Origin of the sequence: Flavilitoribacter nigricans DSM 23189 = NBRC 102662 (assembly GCF_002646595.1) — a bacterium.
GTDB lineage: Bacteria > Bacteroidota > Bacteroidia > Chitinophagales > Saprospiraceae > Flavilitoribacter > Flavilitoribacter nigricans.
The window spans coordinates 26,890-51,563 of sequence record NZ_PDUD01000056.1 but is presented as its reverse complement, the minus strand read 5'-3'; the positions used below and the strand labels follow the sequence as shown (position 1 = coordinate 51,563).

The 24,674-nt window shown below is 49.7% G+C and carries 31 protein-coding genes; 6 read left to right on the top strand and 25 right to left on the bottom strand.

Annotated features, from left to right (window positions below; all coding sequences use genetic code 11):
• Window positions 1-65 precede the first annotated feature (65 nt).
• The 17 genes from CRP01_RS37570 to CRP01_RS37480 all read right to left on the bottom strand — a co-directional run bounded on the left by CRP01_RS37570 (window position 66) and on the right by CRP01_RS37480 (window position 11,450).
• Window positions 66-689 carry a hypothetical protein gene (locus tag CRP01_RS37570; RefSeq protein ID WP_099155251.1) on the bottom strand — a complete coding sequence of 208 codons (624 nt, stop codon included), beginning with the start codon at window positions 687-689 and terminating at the stop codon, window positions 66-68.
• Window positions 690-743: 54 nt separating this feature from the next.
• Complete coding sequence (arr, locus tag CRP01_RS37565; protein WP_099155266.1) at window positions 744-1,193, bottom strand: NAD(+)--rifampin ADP-ribosyltransferase; 450 nt, start codon at window positions 1,191-1,193, stop codon at window positions 744-746.
• A gap of 377 nt (window positions 1,194-1,570) precedes the next feature.
• Complete coding sequence (locus CRP01_RS37560; protein WP_099155250.1) at window positions 1,571-2,137, bottom strand: dihydrofolate reductase family protein; 567 nt, start codon at window positions 2,135-2,137, stop codon at window positions 1,571-1,573.
• Window positions 2,138-2,202: 65 nt separating this feature from the next.
• Entirely contained in the window at window positions 2,203-2,655 is a 453-nt protein-coding gene (locus CRP01_RS37555) for an SRPBCC domain-containing protein (protein ID WP_170110718.1), read from the bottom strand.
• A gap of 1 nt (window position 2,656) precedes the next feature.
• Entirely contained in the window at window positions 2,657-2,995 is a 339-nt protein-coding gene (locus tag CRP01_RS37550; protein WP_099155248.1) for an ArsR/SmtB family transcription factor, read from the bottom strand.
• 278 nt (window positions 2,996-3,273) lie between these two features.
• On the bottom strand, window positions 3,274-4,104 hold the full coding sequence (locus CRP01_RS37540; RefSeq protein ID WP_099155246.1) for a 3'(2'),5'-bisphosphate nucleotidase CysQ family protein: 831 nt from the start codon (window positions 4,102-4,104) through the stop codon (window positions 3,274-3,276).
• Between the two features lies 1 nt (window position 4,105).
• A complete protein-coding gene (locus CRP01_RS37535; protein ID WP_099155245.1) occupies window positions 4,106-5,053 on the bottom strand; it encodes a phosphotransferase in 948 nt (315 codons plus the stop codon).
• Between the two features lie 117 nt (window positions 5,054-5,170).
• On the bottom strand, window positions 5,171-5,617 hold the full coding sequence (locus CRP01_RS37530) for a hypothetical protein (RefSeq protein ID WP_099155244.1): 447 nt from the start codon (window positions 5,615-5,617) through the stop codon (window positions 5,171-5,173).
• A complete protein-coding gene (locus CRP01_RS37525) occupies window positions 5,611-6,138 on the bottom strand; it encodes a hypothetical protein (protein WP_099155243.1) in 528 nt (175 codons plus the stop codon). The genes CRP01_RS37530 and CRP01_RS37525 overlap by 7 nt, the downstream gene beginning before the upstream one ends.
• 89 nt (window positions 6,139-6,227) lie before the next feature.
• Window positions 6,228-6,980 (bottom strand): hypothetical protein, encoded by a 753-nt coding sequence (locus tag CRP01_RS37520; RefSeq protein ID WP_143473715.1) that lies wholly within the window; start codon window positions 6,978-6,980, stop codon window positions 6,228-6,230.
• An 89-nt stretch (window positions 6,981-7,069) separates the two neighbouring features.
• The gene (locus CRP01_RS37515) at window positions 7,070-7,546 is read right to left on the bottom strand and encodes a DUF6714 family protein (RefSeq protein ID WP_099155241.1); all 477 of its coding nucleotides are present in this window, start codon (window positions 7,544-7,546) and stop codon (window positions 7,070-7,072) included.
• A 46-nt stretch (window positions 7,547-7,592) separates the two neighbouring features.
• Complete coding sequence (locus tag CRP01_RS37510) at window positions 7,593-8,432, bottom strand: hypothetical protein (RefSeq protein WP_143473714.1); 840 nt, start codon at window positions 8,430-8,432, stop codon at window positions 7,593-7,595.
• 8 nt (window positions 8,433-8,440) lie between these two features.
• A complete protein-coding gene (locus CRP01_RS37505) occupies window positions 8,441-8,896 on the bottom strand; it encodes a hypothetical protein (RefSeq protein ID WP_099155239.1) in 456 nt (151 codons plus the stop codon).
• A 43-nt stretch (window positions 8,897-8,939) separates the two neighbouring features.
• Complete coding sequence (locus CRP01_RS37500; protein ID WP_099155238.1) at window positions 8,940-9,392, bottom strand: hypothetical protein; 453 nt, start codon at window positions 9,390-9,392, stop codon at window positions 8,940-8,942.
• Between the two features lie 63 nt (window positions 9,393-9,455).
• Window positions 9,456-9,809 (bottom strand): hypothetical protein, encoded by a 354-nt coding sequence (locus tag CRP01_RS37495; protein WP_143473712.1) that lies wholly within the window; start codon window positions 9,807-9,809, stop codon window positions 9,456-9,458.
• A gap of 501 nt (window positions 9,810-10,310) precedes the next feature.
• The gene (locus tag CRP01_RS37485) at window positions 10,311-10,907 is read right to left on the bottom strand and encodes a TlpA family protein disulfide reductase (RefSeq protein ID WP_099155235.1); all 597 of its coding nucleotides are present in this window, start codon (window positions 10,905-10,907) and stop codon (window positions 10,311-10,313) included.
• Window positions 10,908-11,048: 141 nt separating this feature from the next.
• Window positions 11,049-11,450 carry a hypothetical protein gene (locus CRP01_RS37480; RefSeq protein WP_099155234.1) on the bottom strand — a complete coding sequence of 134 codons (402 nt, stop codon included), beginning with the start codon at window positions 11,448-11,450 and terminating at the stop codon, window positions 11,049-11,051.
• Window positions 11,451-11,751: 301 nt separating this feature from the next.
• On the opposite strand from CRP01_RS37480, the gene CRP01_RS37475 reads away from it, so the two are divergent.
• Together CRP01_RS37475 and CRP01_RS37470 are read left to right on the top strand one after the other, a co-directional pair.
• Complete coding sequence (locus CRP01_RS37475) at window positions 11,752-12,867, top strand: ligand-binding sensor domain-containing protein (protein WP_170110717.1); 1,116 nt, start codon at window positions 11,752-11,754, stop codon at window positions 12,865-12,867.
• A 513-nt stretch (window positions 12,868-13,380) separates the two neighbouring features.
• The gene (locus CRP01_RS37470; protein WP_099155232.1) at window positions 13,381-14,475 is read left to right on the top strand and encodes a thioredoxin family protein; all 1,095 of its coding nucleotides are present in this window, start codon (window positions 13,381-13,383) and stop codon (window positions 14,473-14,475) included.
• A 73-nt stretch (window positions 14,476-14,548) separates the two neighbouring features.
• On the opposite strand, the gene CRP01_RS37465 is transcribed toward CRP01_RS37470, so the two are convergent.
• Together CRP01_RS37465 and CRP01_RS37460 are read right to left on the bottom strand one after the other, a co-directional pair.
• Entirely contained in the window at window positions 14,549-15,085 is a 537-nt protein-coding gene (locus CRP01_RS37465; protein WP_099155231.1) for a hypothetical protein, read from the bottom strand.
• Window positions 15,085-15,849, bottom strand: coding sequence for a cyclase family protein (locus CRP01_RS37460; RefSeq protein WP_099155230.1), 765 nt, complete (start codon window positions 15,847-15,849; stop codon window positions 15,085-15,087). The genes CRP01_RS37465 and CRP01_RS37460 overlap by 1 nt, the downstream gene beginning before the upstream one ends.
• Here CRP01_RS37460 and CRP01_RS42055 point away from each other — a divergent pair.
• On the top strand, window positions 15,848-16,126 hold the full coding sequence (locus CRP01_RS42055; protein ID WP_143473711.1) for a hypothetical protein: 279 nt from the start codon (window positions 15,848-15,850) through the stop codon (window positions 16,124-16,126). The genes CRP01_RS37460 and CRP01_RS42055 overlap by 2 nt on opposite strands.
• A gap of 78 nt (window positions 16,127-16,204) precedes the next feature.
• On the opposite strand, the gene CRP01_RS37455 is transcribed toward CRP01_RS42055, so the two are convergent.
• Both CRP01_RS37455 and CRP01_RS37450 read right to left on the bottom strand, forming a co-directional pair.
• A complete protein-coding gene (locus tag CRP01_RS37455) occupies window positions 16,205-16,921 on the bottom strand; it encodes a LytR/AlgR family response regulator transcription factor (RefSeq protein ID WP_099155229.1) in 717 nt (238 codons plus the stop codon).
• Window positions 16,922-16,993: 72 nt separating this feature from the next.
• A complete protein-coding gene (locus tag CRP01_RS37450; RefSeq protein WP_143473710.1) occupies window positions 16,994-18,019 on the bottom strand; it encodes a sensor histidine kinase in 1,026 nt (341 codons plus the stop codon).
• A gap of 260 nt (window positions 18,020-18,279) precedes the next feature.
• On the opposite strand from CRP01_RS37450, the gene CRP01_RS37445 reads away from it, so the two are divergent.
• Window positions 18,280-19,419: a DUF2911 domain-containing protein gene (locus CRP01_RS37445; protein ID WP_099155227.1), complete on the top strand. Its 1,140-nt coding sequence runs from the start codon at window positions 18,280-18,282 to the stop codon at window positions 19,417-19,419.
• A gap of 130 nt (window positions 19,420-19,549) precedes the next feature.
• Here CRP01_RS37445 and CRP01_RS37440 read toward each other — a convergent pair whose 3' ends face one another.
• On the bottom strand, window positions 19,550-19,888 hold the full coding sequence (locus tag CRP01_RS37440) for an RNA recognition motif domain-containing protein (RefSeq protein WP_099155226.1): 339 nt from the start codon (window positions 19,886-19,888) through the stop codon (window positions 19,550-19,552).
• Between the two features lie 662 nt (window positions 19,889-20,550).
• On the opposite strand from CRP01_RS37440, the gene CRP01_RS37435 reads away from it, so the two are divergent.
• A complete protein-coding gene (locus CRP01_RS37435) occupies window positions 20,551-21,177 on the top strand; it encodes a DUF2306 domain-containing protein (RefSeq protein ID WP_099155225.1) in 627 nt (208 codons plus the stop codon).
• A gap of 71 nt (window positions 21,178-21,248) precedes the next feature.
• The gene (locus CRP01_RS37430; RefSeq protein WP_099155224.1) at window positions 21,249-21,593 is read left to right on the top strand and encodes a putative quinol monooxygenase; all 345 of its coding nucleotides are present in this window, start codon (window positions 21,249-21,251) and stop codon (window positions 21,591-21,593) included.
• A gap of 31 nt (window positions 21,594-21,624) precedes the next feature.
• Here the strand turns inward: CRP01_RS37430 and CRP01_RS37425 are convergent, their stop codons facing one another.
• The 3 genes from CRP01_RS37425 to CRP01_RS37415 all read right to left on the bottom strand — a co-directional run bounded on the left by CRP01_RS37425 (window position 21,625) and on the right by CRP01_RS37415 (window position 24,657).
• The gene (locus tag CRP01_RS37425; protein WP_099155223.1) at window positions 21,625-23,316 is read right to left on the bottom strand and encodes an L-lactate permease; all 1,692 of its coding nucleotides are present in this window, start codon (window positions 23,314-23,316) and stop codon (window positions 21,625-21,627) included.
• A gap of 278 nt (window positions 23,317-23,594) precedes the next feature.
• Window positions 23,595-23,888 carry an RNA recognition motif domain-containing protein gene (locus CRP01_RS37420; RefSeq protein WP_099155222.1) on the bottom strand — a complete coding sequence of 98 codons (294 nt, stop codon included), beginning with the start codon at window positions 23,886-23,888 and terminating at the stop codon, window positions 23,595-23,597.
• A 262-nt stretch (window positions 23,889-24,150) separates the two neighbouring features.
• Window positions 24,151-24,657, bottom strand: a complete 507-nt coding sequence (locus CRP01_RS37415) for a cupin domain-containing protein (RefSeq protein ID WP_099155221.1) — start codon at window positions 24,655-24,657, stop codon at window positions 24,151-24,153.
• Between the last annotated feature and the right edge of the window lie 17 nt (window positions 24,658-24,674).

The window sequence follows — 24,674 nt, the reverse complement described above, 5'->3', positions numbered from 1 at the left end:
GCCCAGAGAAATTACCGGCTACAATGCCTTTTTAAGCCAGCCCTTACTTATTTTTGATCCAGCCTTTACTGGTCGGAGATCATTAAACCGTTGCTTTGGAGCACCAACTCGGTCGTATCGGTTTTTTCCTGGTAACAGAAATCAGAGGCATAGGTAGAGATCTTTCCCTTTTTCAGATAGGATTCCGTACGCATGCAGCCTTCCGCAATCTCATCGTAGGCAATGGTTGCAAAATCTATGACTTCATAATCTTTGGAAAAATTCACCAGACTTGTAAATAACTCACTATCACCTGGCTGCACGCCAAGGATCAGCGAAATAAACCGATCGGAAATATTCACTCTTTCCCGGATCCATACTTTATCAACGGTTTTTAGATCATGGGGATAGATCCGTTCCAGGCCTAAAAAACGGATCCAATCCGCACTTAGCGGTTCGTGCTCAGCAACATTGTCAAAGTTCGTCGAATCGTAAAATGGCAACTCCCGGACTTCCAGATCCTGGATCAGGGCCATGAGTTGGGAGGTATCCCGAACTAATTTTTTCGGGTCGTTGTCTGCGTTTGAGCCGTCAGCAGACAGCTGAGCGGCATGTGTCGATTCCTTGTCCTGGGGAGCAGCCTGACAGTGGAAGAAGCTACACGATACGATCAGAGCCAGCGAGCAAAAAACGATATTTCGGATATTCATGATTTTAGGTTTTTTGGTCTATTGTGTCATGTAGGCTCCTTTTCGTTCCCTGCTTTATTCGTCATTTAATGAATTGATGCCCTGTTCGCGGAGTTTCGCCAGGCTTGCTTTCATCGCTTCCAGTTGCTCGGGAGCATGCCCCTGCCACACTGTTACTTCTCCCACCACCCGGAACGGTTGGGTGGAACGGTAGGACATGGTCGGGTTCCCCGGAAATTTTCTATCGGTCAGATCGGGATCGTCTTCGATCTCCCCGGTAGGCTCTACCAGATAGATCCTTCCTTTGCCCGTCCCCATTGCCAGTTCGGCTCCCCAGATCGCGGCATCCAGGGTAGAGCTGAGGAAGACGTACTTTGCATTTTTTCTTTGGTCGAAATTGGAATTATAGCCGGCCTTGATCAGATCGCCAAGTTGGAGGTTCGCTTTGGTACCGTGGAAATAGGTTTGGGCAAAGGGCCGGGCCCCGGTTTCATTGGATCTTGCTTCGTCTTTTCTTTTCGCCATGGTCATTTTTGGATGGTTAATGGTTCTGCTTCTGCCTTTAAACAATCGAATTCGTGCACGATTCGTTCCATAACGGGAAACTTTGCATAAGTTTGGGGTAATCACCCCTCGTGCCGTAGGGCTGTTCAGTTCTCAAATTATTGAATATAAAAAAATGGCAATAGCAATTTCAATAACTCAAAATCAGGCGAAAAGGCCAAAATCGGAGCAGAAAGCTGCCTTTTGCTTGCTATTGCTATTGTGCTTGACATTGTAATTGAAAAATTCGCATTGCGTGTTTATAGAACTGAACAGCCCTGCCCCTCGTGCCGGGCAGTTGGCAGGGAATCAAAGGTAAGCGATTATGTGAACCGCTTATTTCCTAATTCTGCTTATGATCACTCCACAATATAATTCAGTTCCGTCACCCCACTGGCAAACTGCCGGGTACTCAGTAGTTTCAGGTTGACTTTTTCTTGCCTGTCGGCAAACAGCGGGGTTCCCTGCCCCAGAATGACGGGATTGACAAATAACCAGTAGCCGTCAATCAAATTTTCTCGCATCAGCGCCCGGGTAGCGGTCGGGCTGCCGAATACCAGGATGTCTTCGCCCGGCTGTTGTTTTAGGGCATTGATGCGATCTACAAGCTGGTCACTGATAATTTCGGTATTGGTCAGGTCCGAAGCCTGCAGGCTTTTCGATAAGACGACTTTGTGGACCTCTTTGTACCATTTCGAATGATCGATATCGTGCTTGGTGGCGTTCGGTTGGTCGGCGGCGGTCGGCCAGTAGGCTTCCATCATCTGGTAAGTTACCCGTCCGTACAGGGCCGTATCACCGTCGTTTATGCGTTGACCGACATGGTCGAAGAGCTCCTCATCGACTTTAGCCCAATTGAGTTCTCCGTTGGGGCCCGACACGATACCGTCAAGCGAAATGTGCATGAATGAAATTACTTTTCTCATATAGTTTTTTGAGTTGTTTGCTTTCTATGGTGTTGAATTTCAGGGTTTGATCCGTTTGGACCAGTTCACGTCTGTTGTTGTTGTTGCAGATACTGTCCAAGTCGCTCCATGTTCTGCACGAGACCCACATCGACTTGGAAAGCTCGGATGGCTTCTTCCATGGTGGGCACCGAATCAAAGATATTCTGCCAGATCACTTTGGTGCGGTCACCTTCGGAAAATAACCGGACGGTAATGATGAACTTTGGATGTTGTCGGTGTTCCATAACAATATTTTCCTTAGGCGTTACTTCCAAATAGTGAAAGGTATTCACGAAGTCGGTACCGTCCGGCCCGTGCATGGTGAATTCCCATTCCCCACCTTTCCGGACCTCCATTTTCCGGATGGTATTGGTAAACCCCTCCGGTCCCCACCAGATCTTGATGTATTCCGGGGTGGTCAGGACTTTCCAGAGCAGTTCGACGGGAGCTTCGAAGGTTCTGGTGATCTCCATCGTTCTTTGGCTGATGTCTTCCACTTTATTTTGATTTTGATTTTGGTTTTGACTTTCCCTGTAATTCATCCAGGAGATTATCCAGCCGGTCCAGTCGGCTGTTCCACAGATCCCGGAACGGTTCCAGCCAGTCTGCCACCTGTGCTAACTCTTGCGCTTCCAGTTTGCAATAGCGTTCTCTACCCACTTTTTTGATCGTGATCACCCCGCATTCCTGCAGGTATTTTACATGCAGGGAAACGGCCTGACGGGTCATTGAAAAACTATCGGCCAGTGTGTTTACATTTTTGGGCTCGGTAGTTAATGACATCAGTATGCTCCTCCGCGTGGGATCGGAAATGGCGTTGAATACATCTCTCCTCATGCTGTTTTTGTTTGAATACGCAAGTAATTACTTGCAAATATATGTGCAAGTTTTTGCTTGCGCAAATTTTGGCTCTAACTTTTTTTTTGGAATTGGGTTTTGGTTTTTGGAAGAGTGCCTTGGAGACGGGAGTGGGAGAAGGGGAGAGTGGGGGACGGGGAGACTCGGAGACTCGGGGAAGGGGAGACTGGGGGATGGTGCCTATTGCTAAAAATTGGACGGTGGTTTTTCAATTGGCATTTTTTGGCAAGGGTGGCGAGTGACAGTAGGATAGCCAATTATCCGGGGGTGATTAAATTCTTGTAAAAGACGCCCTGGTGGTTCATAAAAGTGCCATCTTTCTTGTTCAGATCCAGTTTACCGCCCGCAAAATTGGTGGCCGGTAGCCCCAGTTCCTGATAGATGCAGGCCGTAGCCGCATAGTCCCAGATGCTGCCTCCGCCGCGTTCCTTTTTCGGGAACTTTAACATACAGGCCGGACCGTTCTCCAGCACCAGAATGCCATTCAAAACGGAACCCGCTCCGGCGATTTCCCGGACGCCCTTCAAATTGAATTGCTCGACATATTCGTATAGCAGCTCTTCAATTTCGTCCGCACGGGGCGTATCGTGCAGACGTCGGTCGGTACAGTAGCTCAGATGATCATTGGCCGGCTTAATTACCCAGGGTGCCTCATTTTTGTAAGCTCCATGGCCCCGGACCGCATGGTACAAGTTGTCCGTACTGGGATCGTACACCACGCCAATAACCGGGCTGCCGTCCCGGGCGATCAACGCGATCGCTACCGAAAAGCCCGGCTGTTTATTGATAAAAGCCAGCGTTCCGTCCATGGGATCGATGCACCAGAAGTAATCTTTTTCGAACCGACTGCCATCATCCTCGGTCTCTTCCGACAGCAGGGCCAGATCGAACGCGTCAAAGGTAGGACGCAGGTGTTCCAGAATAATGGTTTCGCAGGCTTTGTCGACGACAGTTACCACCTGGGAGGCGTAACTTGTCCCACCCGTCTTTTTTTCCACCGTTACGTCATCGTCCGTATAATGCCGAATGACTTTTCCGGCAGCGAGCGCTGCTTTGATCGCGATATCGTTAAGTTGTAAAAGGTCCATGTTATAAACTATTGATCACTGCTGCCGTTACCCGTTCACTATAACTGTTAATCTTCCAGTGACCCGGACTCCAACCTTTCAGGAACCGATGAAAATCCGCCCAGGCTACCCGGTACAGTGACCGCCATTCCTGCTCCAGGGCGTCGTTTCTGGCCCCAATTGCAGCTTGTAAGTGCTCGAAATAAGTATCCAGGATCTGTGCTTCTAAGCGTTCACACTCCCTTTCGTCCAAACAACTGCCGATAAAGTAGGCCACATCCTTTATCCCGCATCCGCCACCAACGTACTGAAAATCAACCCCGGCCACCCCTCCGTCGTGAGCAAAGCAGAAGTTGGCCAGCTTGGCGTCTCCGTGCACGAAGGTTTGGTATTCACAGTTGTTCAGTTTTTCGTCAATGGCCGGAGCCGCGGCCCGTAAGCGGGCATCCCCCAGTACAGCCAGTTCCTGGGGCCTCGTTGCCAGATGCCAGTAGGTACCGACTTCCCAAAGTCCGTCCGGAGTTTTTCCCAGGTAGCTTGCGTGGAATTGGGCCAGCCAGGCCAGGCAGGAAGCTATGTCTCCCCAACCGACCGTACGCTTGCGCAGGGGATAGCCCGCTGCATCCAGATCTTCGAGCACCATCAGTACCTCGTCGTTTTGCGTTTCTACAGCCAGGCACTGCGGCAGCCGGGCCGCGCTGTCCGAACTGTAAGTAGCGTACCAGGTCGTTTCTACGGTATAGGATTTTACCTTTCGCTGGTGGCCGATATCCGTATTCCAGCCGCGGGGATGGGCCTTCGTTCCGGGGAGCTGCACGTGTTTCACAACTACACTTTCGACCGCAGCGTTCTCCAATCCGACCCGCATGATCTTTCCGTATCCACTCCACAATTCCTGGATCGTCTCCTGGACCGTTAGAGAAGATGCTCCGGTGCTTTGCAGAATGACCGACTTGAAATATTCATTCATAGGGGCGCAAAGATAATCAGTACCGCCGACTTCCAGTCGGCGGAAGTTCCTGACTGGAAGTCGGCAGCTGTTTTGATGGGGAAAACCAGCGGTCGTGCGTGAGTATTTCACCGCGCTTTACATTTTCCCACGCTTAAAATTACCGTAACTCGTAGCTATTCGGGTCCAGTAATTCTTTTGCTTATTCTCCGGCCAGATCAGGCACCAGACTTCCGGTTCATCCGGATTTCTTCGGTAATCAAGGCCAATGGGTTGATCGGAACCCAGTCCAAAATCTGCGATCAATATGATCCTTCGGGGATCGATCGTGCGATCTTCAGCTTTAGTGCTACGCGCTCCAAGCAGCAGCTCAAATTGCTCCTTATCCTGAAACTCAATTCGGGAAAAAGCATTCGTTTCGCTAAGCATTGTCGCCCCGTCGTAATAATGGATGTCCAGATCTAAATTGATGTTGTAGTTTTCCAGCAAACTTCGGATCTGGCGGTCAAACTGTCCTTCGGTCCAATCACCATTTTTAACGTCCCGAATGAGTTCCGTGGGTAGATGCAGGTGGTTAATTACCATCTTCCTTTTTTGAAAAATACGTTGTGAAATTTTGGTGACCAAAACACCAGATAGAAACTCCAGTTACTTCGGTAGGTGGTCGGATTGCTGGTCAGAATGTGGTGGGTCGGCTGTTCCATTTCGATGATCAGTCGGTCCGAGGGATGGTTTCCGGGATCGGTTGTCCTGATGGTCCCACGGTACGTTTTTAATATTTTGTCCTGATCGGTAAGATAGAAAAAAATGGAGTCCTGCTCGGTTATTTCAAAACGAAAATGATCGTATTGCCAAGCTGATTGTTTCCCAGGAAAATAGGTTCGGTTAATGACATATTTTCCGTAGTAATCTTCTTTATCCAATTCTGTTTTTGCCGTCAGCCAACGCACTATTCCCAAGAAAAATACCAGTCCAAAAATTCCAAGCCAGATCTGCCGCAGCATTTTGCCAAACAGGAGCTTGCCCGAGAGCAGCCAGGCTAACAGCAGTATTCCCGTAAATGGGAGAATGATGAAAACGATGAATAGCGCGAATCCGAATCCCATTTTTTTGTTTTTAAAGGGACAATAAACTCGTTTATTTAGTGAATGGGGTGTTCCCTGATAAAGCCTTGACAGTCATGCTTAAACTCCCCCTACCGCACCTGCAAATAACTCTCAAAAACCGGATTCCGGCTACCATCGTGTTGACACCGGACCCAGCCCAGCAGCGGCACACCCTGATCGTCCACCAATTTGATAGGAATATACAATATCTTTTCCCGGGTCCATTTGTCTTGTAATCCGGCCACTTCCTCGAGGCAGTCCTTGGCGCCGGGGTTGGGTTTGGGTTTCGTGAAGGGAGTACGGAACTGTTCCCAAAGGAGGTGGTCATCGATCACGGATTCTGCTTCCAGGCCTTCTACGTAGCGCACCCGGCCGGCGTAAAAAACGGTGTCGTGATCTACAGCAAGATCTTCCGGAGAAAAGTCGCTGCAATTTTCCCGGCAATCTTCCAGTACCTTTCCTTCGTAGGGGCCGTAAAGCAGGTGGCACATGCTGTATTCCCGCTGGAATAGCCCAAAGAAGGCGCGGTCATGGAGCGCCCGTAGAAACAAACCCGGCCGGTAGTGCGAGGGGGAATAGGAAAGGGTGGCCATAAATTCAAAATCCGCCACACCGTCCAGGTTGATATCCAGATTCAGTTTGGTGGAATCCCCGCGATCGGGATTGGGAACTTCCAGCAGGAGTTCCTGCAAGGTCCCGCAGACATTTTCGGATAGGCGGCCGGCGAGGAGCGTATCGGATGGGACGACCTCGCAGGGAACGGAAGGCAATCCGTCATCCGTTACTTGCTGACAGGCCCAAAATGCCAGGAGCAATAATCCGAAGAGCGCGAGACGAGACATAAGCTTTTAGGACTAAATTAATCAGCGCCAATCAGGTGAACAAATCCCGATTCGCGTTTAGTCGGCCGGATGCCATCCCATTAACCTTTTTAGGTCCAGTGATCCTTGATGGATTGCCGGATCGCTTCCCGTTTTGGAGAATAGCCGCTGCCTTCGACGTGCGACTGCAAAAAGGACCGTACGCAGGCGATTTGATCTTTACTCAGCAGAGGGATTAATTCCTTACTGGTTTCCCGACTGGCTAGCTGAGACGGTAAAGAGGCAACAACCGCCGAGCCGGAGCTGTCGTCTCCCTCGATATAATGGATCATACAGACCGGTAGATAAAACCGCAGGCCTTCGGCGTCGAGGAAGGAGAGCACCGATTGATACCGTAGGTCAATGATCAGATCCAGAGGTATGTTCTCCCAATTTTCTTTTTCATCGAGCTTTCTGACGGCTGCTCGTTCCTGATCACTGCCGTAGTCATCGATTATAGGTGCTTCCCGCCAGGAAACTCCGTCTCCCAGTTGTACTCCGGCAAAGGCCGACCGGATCTCATTGATCAATTTTCTAGTACGTTCCATTGTACTTTACTTTGAGTTGTTTTGAGTGGATTACTCCCTAACCGCATCATTCCCGGTAAATCCAGCCACTCTCTTTATACGCTTTATAACTTCGCTTTAGGGACTTTTTATCCAGATCTTCCCGAAATTTTCTTTTAACGTAGTAAAAACACCCCTCGCATTTGATCAGGGTATTGCTGATCATATTCAGTTTTTCTATTAGTTCCAGTTCCTGCCTACTGCGTGGTATGCCTTCCTGCTCTAAGTAGTACAAGCCTTCCGTTGCGTAGGCCTGGATCTCGGGATCAAATGACAACAGCCAGTTGCTCAATACCGCTTTATTCTTTTCATTCACCAGATCCAACATCCGGAGGGCGTAGGTTGGAGGCACCCCACCAATACTGCACCAATGTCCGAAGATCTTTATTTCCAGGGGAAACAGGAGATCGTCGCTCAACGCAATGGTACCGAAATCCTGCTCTTTCAACTGTCGGAGTTCCAGCATTTTTTCCCGGTCGGTATGTCGGAAGTTGATATCCTCGAGTCCACTTTCATACAGTTCCAGAGCTATGATTTGTCCATTCCAAAGGATGAGGGAAAAATATTCCTGGGATTTGGTCTGTAAGAAGTCTACCCACCATATCTGGTGTTCCGCGCCGTATTGCAAATTCCTCCGGACAATGGAAATGCTTTGATCGTCAACACCAAAAGCCTGCAACTGGGTTCCCAGATCAATGAGGTTTCTGATCTGCCGGGCGGAGCACGCTGCTTTGATCGTTTCAACCTTCAGACTGTCCTGTATCCATTTATCCTGATAGGACTGCCCCGTTGCGGCACAGGCAAAACCGAGGGATATCACAAAGATCAGGATGTATTTCATCATTTTGTAGTGATGTATTGATCGCATAAGTATTGTCAGCTTTCTCCGCTCCAGGTACACTGGCCATTCGCCCAGACCATCGAAATGACCTCCGGGTTTTCCGGATCGTAGGCTTCGAAGAGCAGATCAAACTCATTTTGGTCTACGTCCAGGGGATAGATCTGTTGCAGGTACCACTTTTCCTGCCACGCCCGTAGCTTGCCAGCCTCCGGATGGTCGGTTGGTAGTTGTCCGACAAGTTGTTCCTGGATCTCATCCAAGTTGTCCATGATCTGGTGAATGGCGTCCAACTGGGCGGGAAACGGCCCCCGGGCGTTACCCTCTACAATAAGTAGCGCAGTTCGCTTCTGTCGGGGGAGTTGTAATTCCGTGGCCCAGGAGTGTGATCCGGAAGAATCTGACGATCTGATCCGGGTAGTGAATGTACCGATTTTTTGATCGGTCACGCGTACCTTTTTGCCCAGAAAAAAGTCCTTTAGTTTTTCGATCATTGCTTGGTAAGGTTGGGTTGCCTGGTGCCAGTCTCTAGGCATGTCAGTTTTTTCCGTACCAGTCTACTTCATATTCCTTCAGGATGGAGCCCATCGGTTTCTCTGCGTGTAAAGTTTTGAAGAGATCGGTTTCCTGCCTACTCTGCTTACCGCCGCCGATCCGGATCAGCGCATCGATGTAACGGATAAAATCTTTCGATTCGTCACCGAAGCGTTCACCTTTTAAGATCACTTTATCGACCGGATAAACGCCGCTTCTGACCCGCAGTGCCTGCCGGGCCGAAAAACCTACGGTCGTAAAGCCGAATTGCCCGGACAGCTCGTACGCTATTTTGGGCACTCCCGAATTGGTATAACCACTGACGATCTCAATGTTTTTGGACGGGTGCTTTTGTCTGATCCGCTGGAACAGGTCCTGCAAAATTCGCTGGGCAGCCTGCTGGTCAAATTGGTTGCGGCTGAATCCGACTATCCCGTATTTGATGGTTTGTGTCAAGGTGGTTACTTTAATAGGGCGTATGATCTGAAGTTTTCGACTTCAGCCCTTTGGGGAGTTTACTTAAAAGTAGTGAAATCTTACCTTATCGGTAGACTCCAATCGTTCGAGCATTGAGATCATCGCTTCTATATCCTTTTCAAAATCTGAACTTAGGTTTTTGGTGTTGGGTCCCGATTCTACACCCCCGAAATACCTTTGCTGGCGTGGATCATCGAATCGGAATTTTTTACTGCTTACCGGCTCTTTTTTCAGACGTTTTTTCAGCCGGTTTAGTTCCCGGAGTAACCGATCGGATGATTGCCAGGCCTGCTCCATTCCCGATTTTATACTCGATAGATCGAATTCCGGCATTTCTTCCCAGGAGACTTTTTCGAATTCCCAGGGATTCATATCCTGGAATAGAGCTATTGGCATTCCATAGTAGGTTAAGATATTACACAGCACGGCACCGGTGCCCCTTTCGCTAAAATTAATGAGTTCCCGTCCGAATTGTCGGTTCAGAATAACCGAATGGTCAGTTTTATTCCTTACCTCAATCATAATATCCAAACTCATAGGTCGAAACGATTTAAAGAGCGGAAGCCATCCTTAGGCCAAAAAGGTTAGTAAAAAATAAAAGCATGGTAGCAGGCTAATGGTCATCCAGAGTACCTTCTAGTGTAAGGTGTTTGCCGATGTTTTCAGCTGTATTATGGTATTGGCAATGGCCGCGGGGACAGCACCCAGCGCTAGCAATAGCCCCAGAGGTTTACCGAGAGAGTACAGCCATCTCTGGTCCGAAAATCTGTAAGATTCAGCCAGATTTCCAATTAGTATTCCGGCCAGGAAACTGCCCAGAATGATTAAGGCAACCGTTCTTTCCCTTTGTAGATCATTAAACTTATGTCTCATAACCATCACTCAATTGCCTATCCATTAATCCTCCGCCAATACCTCCCTAATCCGTTTAATAAGTTCGTCCCCCTCACTGGGCTTGGGAGCATCGTGATCTACGACCTTTCCTTCCCGATTAACGATCATGTAGGTGGGATACGTAAATCGGGGTGAGTATTGATCAATATCCTTCATGAGCTGGAACACCTGGTCTTTACCGGTCAGATAATGATCACCGGTGAGGTTGAAACTGTTCACGACCTTTTTCCAGTTCTCCAGGACCGGGGCTTGTATTTCATTGGCGAAGTACACGTACTCGACCTCCTGATCCGCCAGTGCCGCTTTGACCGCTTTTAGATGAGGGAACTGGGCAACACAGGGTTTGCACCAGGTGCCCCAGATATCGACCACCAAAACTTTGCCCCGGTACTTTTCCTGTTGCAATACGCCTAACATACCCAACTGGAAAACCGGTTTGGGATAGAAGTTGATCTCGGCCGTATGCCGGTCTTTGGTGATATCAGCTTTATTTTCCGTTGGGGGAGAAAGCAGTTCGGAGCGCATTTCGGGCTCACCGGCGGCAGTGCAAAGCAGCAAACTGATGATGACCGGGATAGCAGTGATCTTGAATTTTTTCATAGCGCGACTGGTTTTAATTTATTGCTTCCAAGGAAAAAGGGGGTGGTATAAAGGGATATTGATCTACCTGTCCGCATATGGGAGGTAGTTCCTGAATTGATCTATGGGTAAATGATCGCGGAACAGGCGTACCTACATTCGCTAATCCCTCATACCATATTGATCGATCAGTTGTTGTTCCCCCGGTTTGAGTGTGAAACTCAGCTCCAGCCAGGCCGTACCCCTGATCCCTTTCAGGGAGACGCCAGTTTCAGTTTTGGTAAGCGTGAACAAAAAGTCACTGAGTTCCTCATCGGCTACCGCCGGTTCCTTCCTGATTTCCGTCATGCCGTATTGATCAATGGCCTGAGCGACGGTCTTGTTTTCATAACTGAGATCCAGCCACGCACAGCCTTCGGTGCATTTCATCTTGATCTCACCGTCGTTTTTTTCGATGACGATCTTAAAATCCTTGAGATTGGCAGACATTCCAGGATCAGCGGTGGGGGTGTTGAACAGCAAGAGCGTGGATGCCAGTAGAAAATTTAGGAAGAGAAGGTTCATAGAGTGCACGTATTTATTTAAAGGAAAAAATGATTGCAGTTTCCGTATTGTACCAATGAAAGTTAGAACAAAATTTAAAGAGTAGCAAGGATTCTATTGCTGGGATCGTAAGTGGTTAAGCCAATTATTGCACGCTGCGACCCGAACTGCTAGATTTTTTCGCCTGCTAACTGCCCCCTTTCCGGTAAGTCCGGTCAGCATTAACACCTTTTTACATCAATTTACAATGTACCCTGAGGTCCGGAGCCGGAGTCCGATATATTTGGGAAAATTAATTTTACATCAGGTCAAACACCAACTTATGCTACGAATAAGCTGCTGGATCCTTACCGGCCTTTTCCCAATCAGCCTCCTTATTTTTTCCTGTAATGGTCAGGCGCAATCTCCCTCCACAACGGAACCAGAACCGGTTTCGGAAACCAAAATACCCAAATACTACGAACTGAGTGATGCCGTACGCTGCGCTTTTCTGGACCAGGACGGGATCATGTGGTTTGGTACCAATAACGAAGGGCTTTACCGGCTGGAGGATTCGGTTTTCACGCAATATACCGTAGAGGATGGTCTGTGCAGCAATTATATTTCCTGTATCGAGGCCGACGACCGGGGGGATTTATGGTTCGGAACCGATGCGGGGCTCTGTCGCTACAACGGGCAGACGTTTACGCCGGTGCCTATTCCCTGGGACGGTAACGAAGATCTGTGGGGACCGGGAATGAACGCCAATCTGGTACTTTGTTTACTAAATGATCAAAAGGGACTACTTTGGTTGGGGACCTGGGGCAATGGAGTCCACCGTTTCGACCCCCGCCGGGAGACGGATACCGGTACCTACGAGTTTTCCAGCTATTTGCAGGATCAGGGATCACTCTACGAGGATAGCCTGCACCGCAACGTCATCCAAAGCATGCTGGAAGACCGGGAGGGGAACATCTGGCTCACCTCCATGAGCCATGGCGGGGTAAGCCGCTACGACGGAAAGACTTTTACTCAGTTTACAATGGAAGACGGTCTCAGCGACGATATGGTTTTTTCCTGCCTGGAAGACCACGAGGGGAACATCTGGCTGGGCATGCTGGGGAACCGCGCGGGAACCCTGCAAAAATACGATGGCCGGTCGTTCACCGAATTCCGGGAAGTGGATGGTTTGTGCAGCCGGAACATCATCAATATGTTCGAAGATCGCACGGGAAAACTGTGGCTGGGCAGCGGCAGAGGGGAATTATGTATCTACAACCCTAATGCTGCCGGCGAACTAAAATTCTCGGCCTTTACCAACGCGGACGGTAAGACCTTCAATAAGATTAGATTTATCACGGAAGATGCATCCGGTAATATCTGGTTTGGGGGCAATTATGGTCAGTTGTACCATTACGATGGCCATACCTTAAACGATTTTACCCAGAAGGGGAGCTAATCCCGACTTTAGCATTTTCAGTGAAGAGATTCAGTGCTCTCGAAAGCTGTAATCTAATTTTAAATCGAAATATCATAAACCGGATGGCTTAAAATCGCGCTTTGAATTCGCCGTCTCACTTGATAGAGGAATGCCATTTTACCTCCAGGTCTCTGCCCTTCCCCGACCTGATCTCGATTATGCAGCTACAAATATTTCAGGGATATGCCCTTATGAATGTCAGCAGCGTAGCTGGGAAAATATTTGCAGGTCTGTAAGAGGGGTTACATCGAAGGGCGTAGCTCTGGCCATGTATTGATCTGGAATGTCCGTTTCCCTGTTCTAATTCCCGGACGCCACTTAGTATGCTATAATGACTTGACATTCAGTGAAAAATTAACGGAACGGGTGAACCGGCCGATCACTTTCCCAGTTATGGATTAGAATTGTTCACGGCTATTCGCCAACGGCGAACCTTCGCATGTTGTAGTCATTCCTTTGTGGTATTCAACTAACCCTCAACCCGCTCTTAAAATGAAAAAAACGCTCGCTCTCGCTCTCTTTGTATTCATTGGAGTTTACGCATTCCCCCAGCCTAAAGAGAGTGCCTTTCTGGTTACTTTCGCAGACAGCGTTGCTACCAAGATCAAAATTTTTCCCGCCGACGGTGAAAGTATTGAAATTGCCAGTGACACTGCCCGACAGTCGATTCTGAAGTTTACCGCCAATTGCATCCAGCGTTCGAAGATCTGTGTCTATTATGAGGATGCTTATATGTGGAGAGATGCTTTTTATTATGACGATACGGTGCGGATCCGGATCGTAAAAGACGATTCTGATCTGGAATACATCCCAATCGTGGAATCCACTTATAACGACCAGTTCCTTCCGGTATACGGGCAGTTCCAGGAACTAAGCGGAGGGATCGGGTATCAGGTCAATCATAACGATAGTCTGTTTATGGACAGCCTGGTGCACCAGATCATTCCGGCATACCGTAAAAATGCCCTGCAGGCCTACGATTCGCTCGTCCGGCAGGATCTCCCCGTAGCTTACCTGGCTTTTATTTTAAACATGATCTACGACGGACTATACGCCAAATTCAATTACTCACCGGAGGAAGCGAATGCATTGATCAAATCGGTGGATCAGTTAATGGCGGAGCCATGCGCAGTACCCGACCTGGAATCATTGATGTATAAAACGAACAGTTTATTCGCCGACGACCAACGGGAATTATACCACCGGATCAGAACGGATAGTTCGGATAATTATCGGAAGATCCGCGAGGCGATGGCCGACCACAAATACGTGGTATTGAATTTCTGGATGAAGAGTTGCGGCCCCTGCCGAAATTTCAACCAGGAAGTTTCCGAAAGATACGAGCAGCTGCAGTCCGCCGGCATTGAGATCATCAATGTGAATGCGGATGCTTTTGACGAAGAGTGGTTATCCGCGGGTAGCTACGATCAATTGCGGGGATTAGATCTCTACGGCGGCCCGTTTTATCCCCTGCTCAACTACTATAATCCCCAGGGCTATTTCCCGTTAAAAGTGATCTATGATGGCGACGGAAATTACGTGGAGCATCCGACCCGTACGGTTGACGAGCTTTTGGCGCTACCTTAGAAACCAATGACGGTTTTCTGATCTGGAAGTTTGCCTTGCGCAGTACATGTTTTCAGTTTTCGGGTATTGTGGTTTATTCTTCCGCCCGCAAGCGAAAACCGTATTCACTGTGCGGGAAAGTGAACTCAATGACCTTTTGTACCGTATCGATGGCGATCACCTGGGAATAAACACAGCACGAACGGATGCGGCCATTCTCCAGTCCGCCAAATTCGAAGTACCTAAAGTCCGCTGGTGATCCCAACAGCAGTTCGTATTCCAGGAGCTGATCATCGTTCATCCATTGCATACGACCGTTTTTCAGCTTCACTTTGTCGCCTGTATTTAATTCCAGCTGCACGCCGGTAGATTGAAGCAGGGCATAATTGCAATTCGCCGGCTGGTGATTCGGTTGGCAATAAATGCTATCGATGATGAATGTATCCAGACTGCCCGTCTGCCCCAAATCATCCTGATCGGTGATGATCTCCCGGAACAGATCGTGTAGTAATCGTTGCTCTTCGGAGATCCCGTACAGCCAGGGCATTGGGTGACCACTGGAACCTTCTTCTTTTTTGCAGCCGGCCAGGCAGAAGAGCAGGCAAATGAATAAGATAGCTGGCAGTTTCATTATTCGCGGATTAACGCAACTACTCTGGCCGGAGCACCGGAGCCCCCCTTGATCTTCAAAGGGAATGCAGCGACTTCAAAACCCTGGGTCGGTAGGGCATCCAGATTCGTCAATTGTTCCATATGGCAGTATTCGTGATCTACACCGACCAAATGCGCTTCCCAGAACAATTCGGAATTGTTGCTTTTCTTGGCTTCACTGATAAGATAGGGCAGGGGGAGGTCCCATCCCCACTGGTCGATCCCCATTACTTTTATGCCCTGCCCGATCAACCATTCGGTGGCTTCGGCGCTCATGCCGGTACCTTTGTAGAAGAAGTCTTTGGTGCCCATCAGTTTATCCCGGCCCGTTTTGATCAGCACGATCATGCCCGGTTCCAGGGTGATATTTTCCCGCTGCAGAAAGCCTTTGATATCGGCAGTCGTTATGGGATCAAAATCCTCCTTATGCGCCATATCGATCACCACTCCGGGACCGTAGCACCATTCCAGCGGAACCTGATCGATCGTTTTGGCGGCCTGGCCCATACAGGTGGGCGAGTAATGCCAGGGCGCGTCCATATGGGTAGTGGAGTGAACGCCCATTTTTTTGATCACATCATCGGCCCAGCCACTGAACTTTTTGGGGAATAGCCGAAAGGGCAACCCAAACAGGCGTACCAGCCAGCGGGCACTCTTATGGGCTTTGTGCTTGATCTTCACCTTCATAAAGAATGGATCTCCGGCGTTGTACTGGATGGTTTTGGACAGATCGATGATTTGCATGGTTTTGAGTTATTTAGGCGTAAAATCCGGGATAGCAGCTATTCAAAGATCAGAAAAATCTCCGGAAGCAAAAATCGAAAACGGTGCAAGGGAATATGCGGGGGGAAGAAAAGACGGTCTAGATCCGGATGTAATAATAGTCAAATACCAAAGCCGTCCAAAAGATGAGCATTCCGTAAAGTGGCCGGTTCCGGATGCAGGTGTTTTTTCCGGACTCGAACTGCTGTTTTACCCGGGTCCAACTGGTACCGTCTTCTGGCTGCTACTGCCTGAATAATCCGGAAGAGATCAACACAAAATAAAAAGCCCGGGGCCAATATTCACAAAAACAAGCTGATATTACCCGTCAAGCCCTTCACAGCCGATGCTCCATCAGTATGGCCAGTGCTCGGTCCTTGTACTGCCGTCCGATCGGAATCTGTTTTTCCCCGATCTCAACGTATTGCGGGGAAAAAGCCTGCACGTGGAGCCGGTTGATCAGATAGGAGCGATGGATCCGTAAAAAGCGATCTTCGGGTAGTTTTTCTTCCAGTTGACTGATCCGCTGGTGCGCGATGATCCGTTGATCCTGCGTGATCACTTTAGTGTAGTCCCGGATACTTTCGATGAACAGGATCTCCTTTAAAATAACCTTCACCAGTCGCTTTTCGGTTTTCAGATACACAAATGCTTCTTCGAAAATTGGGGAGGGGCCCGCCGCAGTTACGGCTGTTTGCGGCAACTGACCGCAGACTTTATTGATGGATTTAAGAAAACGGGCAAAGGTGATCGGTTTCAACAGATAGTCCGCCGCGTCCAGCTGAAAGGCATCAAAGGCATATTCCTTGTAGGCCGTAGTGAGGATGATCTTCGGCCGGTGCTGCAGGGTTTTGATCAGGTCGATGCCCGTCAGTACCGGCATCTGGATGTCGAGAAACAGAAGATCCACCCGTTTCTGGCGGAGAAAAGCACCGGCATCCAGTGCATTGGCGCACCGTCCGGCCAGTTCCAGATCCGCCATGGCCTGGATATGACCTTCCAGCAGGTCGAGGGCAAGTGGTTCGTCGTCTACGATCAGGCATTGCAGTTTCATGCGGGTGCATTTAAAACGGGGGAGGAATGGGGCGTCAAAAACTTCGGGTCAGTGTAACCCGATTCGGCCCATTCACTGCCCCAGGTCTATTTTTAAAACGATCAGATGACTTTCCGGACTTTGGGTGACTCGCAGTTCGTGCCGTTCCGGATAGATCAGATCCAGTCGTCGTTTAACGTTCTTCAGGCCGATCCCCTCTTTGTAGCCCATTACATCCTCCTGGCTGCTGGGCAGGCTGTTCTCTACTTTAAAAGTCAATTGCTCTCCCTGCACCGACAGGTGGATGGTGATCCAGCAGGCCGTCAGTCGGCCGCTGACCCCGTGTTTAAAGCTATTCTCCACAAAGGGGATCAAAATAAGCGGAGCGATCTGCAGGCCGTCGGTAAGGTCAGAGCGGGTGAAGGCAATCTCCAGTTTCTCTCCGTAACGGATCTTTTCCAGTGATATATAATTACGGAGGTATTCGATCTCGTTGCTCAGCGGCACAGTGCGGTGATTGGCATCGTAGGACATGTAGCGCAAGAGGTCGGATAGTTTTTCGACGACTTCCGGGGCGTGGTCGGATTTGCGCAGGGTTAGCGTATATAAGTTATTGAGCGTATTGAACAGAAAGTGCGGGTGGACCTGGGCTTTAAGGAATTTAAGTTCGGCTTCCAGGCGGGCGTGACTCAACTCCTGGATGTATTTTTCCCGCTGGTGCCAGAAGCGGAGCAGCTTCAGTGCGAGCGCGAGCGCCAGGATATAGGCGTTGAGGATAATACTCGAAACGACCCACATCCAGCTCCAGGCTTCCTCGCTGGTTTCGGCGTGGATCAGGTACATGATCCGGCTTTGCAGCGCCGCAAATACCATGACCACCAACGTACTGAAAATAAAGAAACGCAGATAACTGCGCCGCAACAGATAGCGGGGGAAAAGTGCGTAGAACACAATATAGACCGGCAGCATTTTGAACGGAAGGCTCAAGAGTTGTTCCTGGATCGCACTGCCGAAGGGCGCATTCGAGAGCACGGTGAAAAGCAATAAATGGATCAGCCAGAAAGCCGTGTGCAGCCCCAGCCTTATCCATTTGTTCTTCGAAAATAGCAGGTCCTCCATGATACCGTTATGCACCAGGTGCCGAAAATAACGGTCTGTTCCCAATTGGCCGCATCTATCTAGACCAACGCCCGGTATTTTCGTCAAACGACCGTTTTCCCGGACGGAAGTAGCCGGACGCCCCCAGTGGTTGAGTATCGATCCAGCCGGTGATTGGGCGAAAAGCCCGGCCGGTTGCCCGCAGGAAGTTTAAGTTTGAAACGGATCACTTCTACGGGAGTGAAATGTAATTACCCGACTTTTTAAAAATCACCTGCAACATGAGATCATTTTATCAAAACTTTTTTCTGATCGTTTTATCCCTACTTTCATTCGCTCCGCTGAGCCGGGCCCAGCTCACGGTACCGCAATCCAGTCCCAAAGCAAGGATCATGCAAACCATCGGCCTGACCGAAGTGACGGTGGAGTATTCCCGGCCCAACGTGATCCTCGATGATGAGGATCGTACCGGAGCCATCTGGGGTAAACTGGTACCCTGGGAAACCACCCCGAATCAAATGACCGGCAAATCCTATCCCTGGCGGGCGGGCGCGAATGAGAATACCGTAATCGCTTTTTCCAGTGATGTGCAGATTGAAGGAAAAGACCTGCCGGCCGGCAGCTACAGCTTTCATGTCATTCCGCACGAAGACGGGACCGCTACCCTGATCTTTAACCGCGACGACCACCAGTGGGGCAGTTTTAATTACGATGAAAGCCAAGATGCCCTCCGGGTGAAAGTGGAAACGAAGGAAGGAGCCCAGACCAATCAGCTCACCTATTATTTCCCGGAAGTCAGCAAGGAATCGGCCGTTTGTGAATTAGCCTGGGAACAGAAGCGCTTCCCTTTTACCATCGGCGTGAATACGCACGAGGTGGCTCTGGAACACATGCGGCAGGAGCTCGGCCAGTCCACAGGATTCGTCTGGCAAACTCTGAACACGGCGGCGAATTACTGCCTGGACAACGAGGTTGAACTCGAACAGGGCCTGCAATGGATCGATCGGGGTATTCTGTATTTTGGTGGGAATTTTACCATGCTAAACACCAAGGCTCGGCTACTGGAGAAAATGGGCAAAGCGGAAGATGCTGAGACGTTCCGCAAAAAGGCCGTCGCCATGGGTACCGTCAGAGAATTGTACATCAACGGCAGTACTTTAGTCAATGCGGGCGAAACGGATAAGGGGCTGACCATCCTGCAAAAGGCTTATGACAAATACCATGCACTGGGCTATAACGATCCGGTGGATGAGTGCCTGGTCAATCTGGGCCTGGCTTCGGCCTACGCCGCAAAAAAGGATCGGAAAATGGCCCTGAAATACGGCAAGGCCGGGATCGAAAAAGCGCCGCCCAACCTCAAGGCCGTGGCCGAGGGATTTGTGGCCAAACTCCAGGAGCCCGACAGCTCTTCCGGTAACTGATCGGTCAGAGCAGCGCCGGCCTCAAAGCAGATCATAAGTGGTCGGCAATAAGAACCCCCGGATCGGTACGTTTGTCCGATCCGGGGGAACTGTATTTTTATCGAAAGGGAAGATCAATTCCCATCCGAGATTAGTAGTTACGGCCGTAACCACCTCCGTAGCCGCCGCCACTGTAGCCACCGCTGTAACCGCCACTGCCGCCATAACCGCGGTCCCGGCTTCTGCTTTTGCGGGGTTCTGCTTTTTTCACTACGATCTGGCGACCGTCCAATTGCTGATCGTTCAGGTTGTTGATCGCGGCCTGGGCATCTTCGTCATTCGGCATTTCCACAAACCCGTATCCTTTGGAACGACCGGTATAGCGATCCATAATGATCTTCACGGAGTCAACGGCTCCAAATTCTTCAAACGCGTAGCGCAGGTCACTCTCAAGAGTGTCATAATTTAATCTGGCAACAAAAATATTCATAATAAAAAGTAAAAAATGAAATGAGCAATTTAGCAGGTAGGATAGAAAGAATTCAGTACGAGAGAATAACTAACAACTAGACAAGAAAATTAACTCAAAAATTAATGGTTCTCCACTAAGTTAGGAAAAATTGAGCAGAAATCGGGACGAAGCGCCGAATTTCTGAGGATCGAACTCGCATAATATGAGCCACTTAGCTCCAAATTCTTGCCCTTTGCAAGCATTCTTTCGGTAAATCAGGCGCAAAACTCCATTCCCATTCGGAAAATCCGGCGGACACATCTGGAAAAGAATAATTTTCCCGATATTAGACAATCCTCATTACCCCAATTGCAACGTTCGACCCATGTTTTTAAACCGCCGGTATGCCCTGGTTTTTCTGCTACTCTGCAGTTTTTCCTGCAGTGATCGGCCATTGCGGAAATCCTATCTCACTACATTTAACCTTTCTTTCGCCCGGGAGTATGGTCAGAAACCTTCCGAGACACGTATCTGATTGAATATGAGTGTATAGTTGCCGGGTTGGCCATAAGGCCGATACAAATATTCCAATCCCGTTTGATCGAATTCAGCCAATCTGTGACGAGTCCGTGCAAACAGTGGCTCGCTTCCCATCCTACCTTTACCTACAGTTGATAAACTTCCAATTTAATCCGGTAGTTATGAAAAAACAGTACTACTTAGGCATCTGGGGATTGATCATTGCGGTCAATTTTTATTACATCTATAATTTCCCGCTTAATTATTTTAATGTCGAGGCCTGGCAGGCCGCCTTCGGTCCGATGTTGATCACCCACATTGTTTTTGGGTTGATCGCCATTGTGGTCGGACCCTTCCAATTCTTCCCCTCCATTCGTAAAAAGCACCCGCATTTCCACCGGCTCAGTGGACGCGTTTATCTGTTCTCCATCTTAATCGCGTCGATCGCCGCTATCTGGCTGGCCGTCTTCCACAAGATCCTGGTGGATAAACATTACATCTTTGCCCTCGGTGGAATTGGACTGGCGGTAGCCTGGCTGACGACTTCCGGTATGGCGCTCTGGGCCGTCAAAAAGCGGCAGTTCGATCAACACCGGGAATGGATGGTTCGGAGTTATGTTGTGACCTGCGGTTTTACCACCTTCCGGATCGTGGCCGTTAACCTGAATGCCTACATTCAAATGGATGGATTTGTTATCGGAGATATCATGGCCTGGGCCTGCTGGGCGGTCCCGCTATTGTTTGCCGAAGTGATCCTGCAGGCCCGGAAAATAAACAGAGCGGAAAAGTTATCGCCCGGCATGAACTAGCATCCAGCAGCAGTTAAGAGGAAACAGTGAGCAAGTCTCAAAACACAATTTCCACCTAAAATCAAATACAAATGGACCCATTACAAGTGATCGTTACCATGCACATCCACGCTGGTAAAAGCGAAGAGCTAAAAAACATTGCGACAAAATGTATGGCTTCAAGCCGGGAAAAAGATCCGGGCACCCTGCAATACGACTGGTATTTTAATCCGGATGAAACGGTCTGTACCGTGATTGAACGCTATCAAAGTTCCGAAGCGCTACTCGCCCACATTGGCAACCTGGGGGAGCTGTTCGGTCAGATCCTGGCGATTACCGATTTCTATCCGGCGGTTTTCGGCGAGCCCTCGGAAGCACTGGTGCAGGCAACTGCGGCCCTGCAACCTAAAGTGCACCAATTGTATCAGGCACTTTGATGGCCCTAAGCCTCATTTATTTGCACACTGATCACTGCAAAGGATCACTTATACCGAGCAGCCACAGCGCGATCAGCCCGATCAATCCGGTAAGGAATACGTAGTATAGGGTAGGAATGATCGTCTTTCGCAGCACATTGCCTTCCTGTCCGAGCAGTCCGACCGTGGCGGAGGCGGCCACCACATTGTGAATGGCGATCATATTGCCGGCTGCCGCGCCGACGGCCTGCAGGGCCAGAACGAAGGAGGCCGAAAAGCTGAGCGATTTCGCCACGCCGAACTGAAACAGGCTAAACATCAGATTACTCACGGTATTGGAACCGGCGATAAAAGCTCCGAGTGCACCAACAGAGGGTGCAAACAGCGGATAGATCCGGCCTACGCGATCGGCTACCCATTCGGCCATCGCGATGGGCATACTCTCCATCCCGGAAGGATTCATTCCGGAATTGATGTAAATACGCACCATGGGCACCGTAAAGATCAGCACGAAGCCCGCGCCGAGAATGATCTTGCCCGAATCGGCAAATGCAGCGCTGATCTCACCCGGCTTCATCCGGTGCAGATAGTAGGTGATCCCCACGACCAGTAAAAATACCGTTCCGGGTAAATAGAGAACCGCGGAGCTGCCACTGATAGAAGTACCGAAAATGTTGTTCCAGTCCACCGTTATACCGGATAACCAGGCCTTGAGCGGGAGCTGACTCACACGGGTCAGCACCAGAAAACCCGCCACCAGCAGATAGGGCGTCCAGGCCCGGGCGAAACTCATCGGCTTTTTACCGACCGGATCGGTAATATCCATGCGCAAACTACCCAGCCAGTGGGCGGGCCATTCGCTACTGGGGGCAAAATCCCAGCTTTGCCGGGGCAACAGCCAGCCTTTCCGGGCCGCGGAGACCACAATGGCCATGCCGACCAGTGCGCCCAACAGACTGGGGAATTCCGGACCGAGAAAGATTCCCGTCAGCAGGTAGGGGATCGTAAAGGCGAGGCCACCGAAAAGGGCAAACGGCCAGATGGCCAGGCCTTCCCGCCAGGAGCGGTTCTTGCCGAAAAAGCGGGTCATCATCGCCGACATAAAGAGTGGCATGATCGTCCCGACCAGGGTGTGCAGGATAACTACATTCGTCGTAATGATCTGAATATAATCACTAAAACTAAACCCCTGCGCGGCTAGTTGCTCCCTTAATTCTGGATGATCCAGGCCTCCGCTGATCCCGACCAGAATGGGGGTACCTACCGCGCCAAAAGTAACGGGTGTGCTTTGCACCATCATCCCCAACATAACGGCACCCATGGCGGGAAAACCCAGGGCGACCAGCAGGGGCGCAACGATCGCAGCCGGAGTGCCGAAACCGGCCGCGCCCTCAATAAAGGAGCCGAACAGCCAGGCGATGATCACCAGTTGTACCCTTCGGTCGGGACTGATATCCGAAAAGCCGTTGCGGATCACGCTGACAGCGCCGGAATATTTCAGGGTGTTCAGCAAGACCAGCGCTCCGAAAATAATGTACAGGATGTTGAAAGTAATGAAGAGGCCCTGAACCGTGGATGCGGCCAGATCGGTACCACTCATCTCCCATCCCCAGAAGGCGATGAGTAGCGTCAGGACATAAACGACGGGCATGGCCCGTTTGGCGGGTTGCCGGAAGGCGACCATCAAAACGGCGGCCGTCAGGATCGGCAAGAGGGCTAAAAGGGCTTGTAGGCTTAGTGACATGTCTGCTTCGATTGCTTTGCGAAGCTCTAATTTAAAGATTTACCGCCCTTTTTCTAAGAGACTTTTTGAAAACCTCTCACTGGGTTACCCGTACGGGCCGCCACTTTGCACCTATTTTTAACTCCGTAGCTGGGCTATGCAGTGAAAAATAGCTTTCAATTGACGCCAAAATCCGGGTTTTTCTCCGGCAGCAGAAGTTTTCAAACAGTCTCTAAAAAAACAAAAGCGCCCTCCGGAAAACCGGAAGGCGCCTTTATTCCTAAAGTGGAATTTTCGGATCAGTAGCTACTACCGCTGTAGGTACTGCTGTAAGTATTACTGCTGCGGCTGTTCCGCGGATTGGCTTTTTTCACCACGATGGTTCTGCCGTCGAGATATTCGTCGTTCAATTCGGCGATGGCCTCTCTGGCTTCACTGTCGTTCGGCATTTCTACAAAACCGTAACCTTTGGACTGGCCGGTGTAATGATCCGTAATAACTTTGGCGGAGTTTACTTCTCCAAATTCTTCAAATGCGTAACGAAGGTCACCCGCTTGGGTGTCATAGTTTAATCTAGCAACAAAAATGTTCATAAATAGAAATAAAAATAAATAGTGAATTGAGCAATTTAAAAGGTAGGATGGAAAGAATTCAAAACGAGAGAATAACTAACAACTAGACAAGAAAATTAACTCAGTAAAAAATGATTCACCACTAAGATAGGAAAAAATAAGCAGAAACCAGAATAAATGGGCAGGTTTCTGAGGATTAATGCCTTAAAAATGAAGGTTTAGGTCATATTGGGCCTAAATTACTCTTGTTTTCGGGACTCTCCGCACGCAGCGGGTCCTGGATTTATTTCCACAGATCGGTCAGAGGGCCGCGGACACCGTAAACCGGATCCTGTTCGGGTAGCGGTACCCGTTGGATATTGTCCATTTTGATCGGTCTTTCTTCGGCTTTTCCGTAACAAAGGTCCCAGTCCATTCCGTTCGGATAAGCACCTACTACCTGAAAATCGGCGCTGCTGTCCTGATTAAAATGCCCGACTCCGGCCGGGATCACGATCACGTCACCGGCACTGACCTGAACCTTTTCACCCGCCTCTCCTCCCAGGATCAAAGTTGCCTGGCCGCCGGTGACACCGAGTACCTCGTGCGTAATACTGTGGTAGTGATGAAAGTTGTAGACCCCGTTCACCCAGCTGTTGCGCCAGTTGCAGCTACGGAAGAGCTCCCGGCAGGCAGCGGGCGATCGCTGTTCCGGAAGTAGCACCTGCCGGTAATAGAGTAGTGGAAGGGTAGGGTGGTTGGGAATTTTGCCGTCATCAGCAAAAAGAAAAGTCTTTGGATCGGTTTTCATGGTATCGGGTTATCGAG

What these genes read in the sequence shown, in the direction of transcription:
- CRP01_RS37485 (WP_099155235.1), bottom strand. Translation starts at nt 10,907, where the DNA reads ATGAAAAAATTCAAGATCACTGCTATCCCGGTCATCATCAGTTTGCTG.
- CRP01_RS37480 (WP_099155234.1), bottom strand. Translation starts at nt 11,450, where the DNA reads ATGAACCTTCTCTTCCTAAATTTTCTACTGGCATCCACGCTCTTGCTG.
- CRP01_RS37570 (WP_099155251.1), bottom strand. Translation starts at nt 689, where the DNA reads ATGAATATCCGAAATATCGTTTTTTGCTCGCTGGCTCTGATCGTATCG.
- CRP01_RS37445 (WP_099155227.1), top strand. Translation starts at nt 18,280, where the DNA reads ATGAGATCATTTTATCAAAACTTTTTTCTGATCGTTTTATCCCTACTT.
- CRP01_RS37530 (WP_099155244.1), bottom strand. Translation starts at nt 5,617, where the DNA reads ATGGTAATTAACCACCTGCATCTACCCACGGAACTCATTCGGGACGTT.
- CRP01_RS37425 (WP_099155223.1), bottom strand. Translation starts at nt 23,316, where the DNA reads ATGTCACTAAGCCTACAAGCCCTTTTAGCCCTCTTGCCGATCCTGACG.
- CRP01_RS37450 (WP_143473710.1), bottom strand. Translation starts at nt 18,019, where the DNA reads ATGGAGGACCTGCTATTTTCGAAGAACAAATGGATAAGGCTGGGGCTG.
- CRP01_RS37435 (WP_099155225.1), top strand. Translation starts at nt 20,551, where the DNA reads ATGAAAAAACAGTACTACTTAGGCATCTGGGGATTGATCATTGCGGTC.
- arr (WP_099155266.1), bottom strand. Translation starts at nt 1,193, where the DNA reads ATGGCGAAAAGAAAAGACGAAGCAAGATCCAATGAAACCGGGGCCCGG.
- CRP01_RS37420 (WP_099155222.1), bottom strand. Translation starts at nt 23,888, where the DNA reads ATGAACATTTTTGTTGCTAGATTAAACTATGACACCCAAGCGGGTGAC.
- CRP01_RS37430 (WP_099155224.1), top strand. Translation starts at nt 21,249, where the DNA reads ATGGACCCATTACAAGTGATCGTTACCATGCACATCCACGCTGGTAAA.
- CRP01_RS42055 (WP_143473711.1), top strand. Translation starts at nt 15,848, where the DNA reads ATGGTTTTGAGTTATTTAGGCGTAAAATCCGGGATAGCAGCTATTCAA.
- CRP01_RS37550 (WP_099155248.1), bottom strand. Translation starts at nt 2,995, where the DNA reads ATGAGGAGAGATGTATTCAACGCCATTTCCGATCCCACGCGGAGGAGC.
- CRP01_RS37495 (WP_143473712.1), bottom strand. Translation starts at nt 9,809, where the DNA reads ATGCCAATAGCTCTATTCCAGGATATGAATCCCTGGGAATTCGAAAAA.
- CRP01_RS37540 (WP_099155246.1), bottom strand. Translation starts at nt 4,104, where the DNA reads ATGGACCTTTTACAACTTAACGATATCGCGATCAAAGCAGCGCTCGCT.
- CRP01_RS37415 (WP_099155221.1), bottom strand. Translation starts at nt 24,657, where the DNA reads ATGAAAACCGATCCAAAGACTTTTCTTTTTGCTGATGACGGCAAAATT.
- CRP01_RS37505 (WP_099155239.1), bottom strand. Translation starts at nt 8,896, where the DNA reads ATGATCGAAAAACTAAAGGACTTTTTTCTGGGCAAAAAGGTACGCGTG.
- CRP01_RS37465 (WP_099155231.1), bottom strand. Translation starts at nt 15,085, where the DNA reads ATGAAACTGCCAGCTATCTTATTCATTTGCCTGCTCTTCTGCCTGGCC.
- CRP01_RS37560 (WP_099155250.1), bottom strand. Translation starts at nt 2,137, where the DNA reads ATGAGAAAAGTAATTTCATTCATGCACATTTCGCTTGACGGTATCGTG.
- CRP01_RS37460 (WP_099155230.1), bottom strand. Translation starts at nt 15,849, where the DNA reads ATGCAAATCATCGATCTGTCCAAAACCATCCAGTACAACGCCGGAGAT.
- CRP01_RS37475 (WP_170110717.1), top strand. Translation starts at nt 11,752, where the DNA reads ATGCTACGAATAAGCTGCTGGATCCTTACCGGCCTTTTCCCAATCAGC.
- CRP01_RS37455 (WP_099155229.1), bottom strand. Translation starts at nt 16,921, where the DNA reads ATGAAACTGCAATGCCTGATCGTAGACGACGAACCACTTGCCCTCGAC.
- CRP01_RS37535 (WP_099155245.1), bottom strand. Translation starts at nt 5,053, where the DNA reads ATGAATGAATATTTCAAGTCGGTCATTCTGCAAAGCACCGGAGCATCT.
- CRP01_RS37520 (WP_143473715.1), bottom strand. Translation starts at nt 6,980, where the DNA reads ATGTCTCGTCTCGCGCTCTTCGGATTATTGCTCCTGGCATTTTGGGCC.
- CRP01_RS37470 (WP_099155232.1), top strand. Translation starts at nt 13,381, where the DNA reads ATGAAAAAAACGCTCGCTCTCGCTCTCTTTGTATTCATTGGAGTTTAC.
- CRP01_RS37515 (WP_099155241.1), bottom strand. Translation starts at nt 7,546, where the DNA reads ATGGAACGTACTAGAAAATTGATCAATGAGATCCGGTCGGCCTTTGCC.
- CRP01_RS37440 (WP_099155226.1), bottom strand. Translation starts at nt 19,888, where the DNA reads ATGAATATTTTTGTTGCCAGATTAAATTATGACACTCTTGAGAGTGAC.
- CRP01_RS37525 (WP_099155243.1), bottom strand. Translation starts at nt 6,138, where the DNA reads ATGGGATTCGGATTCGCGCTATTCATCGTTTTCATCATTCTCCCATTT.
- CRP01_RS37510 (WP_143473714.1), bottom strand. Translation starts at nt 8,432, where the DNA reads ATGCGATCAATACATCACTACAAAATGATGAAATACATCCTGATCTTT.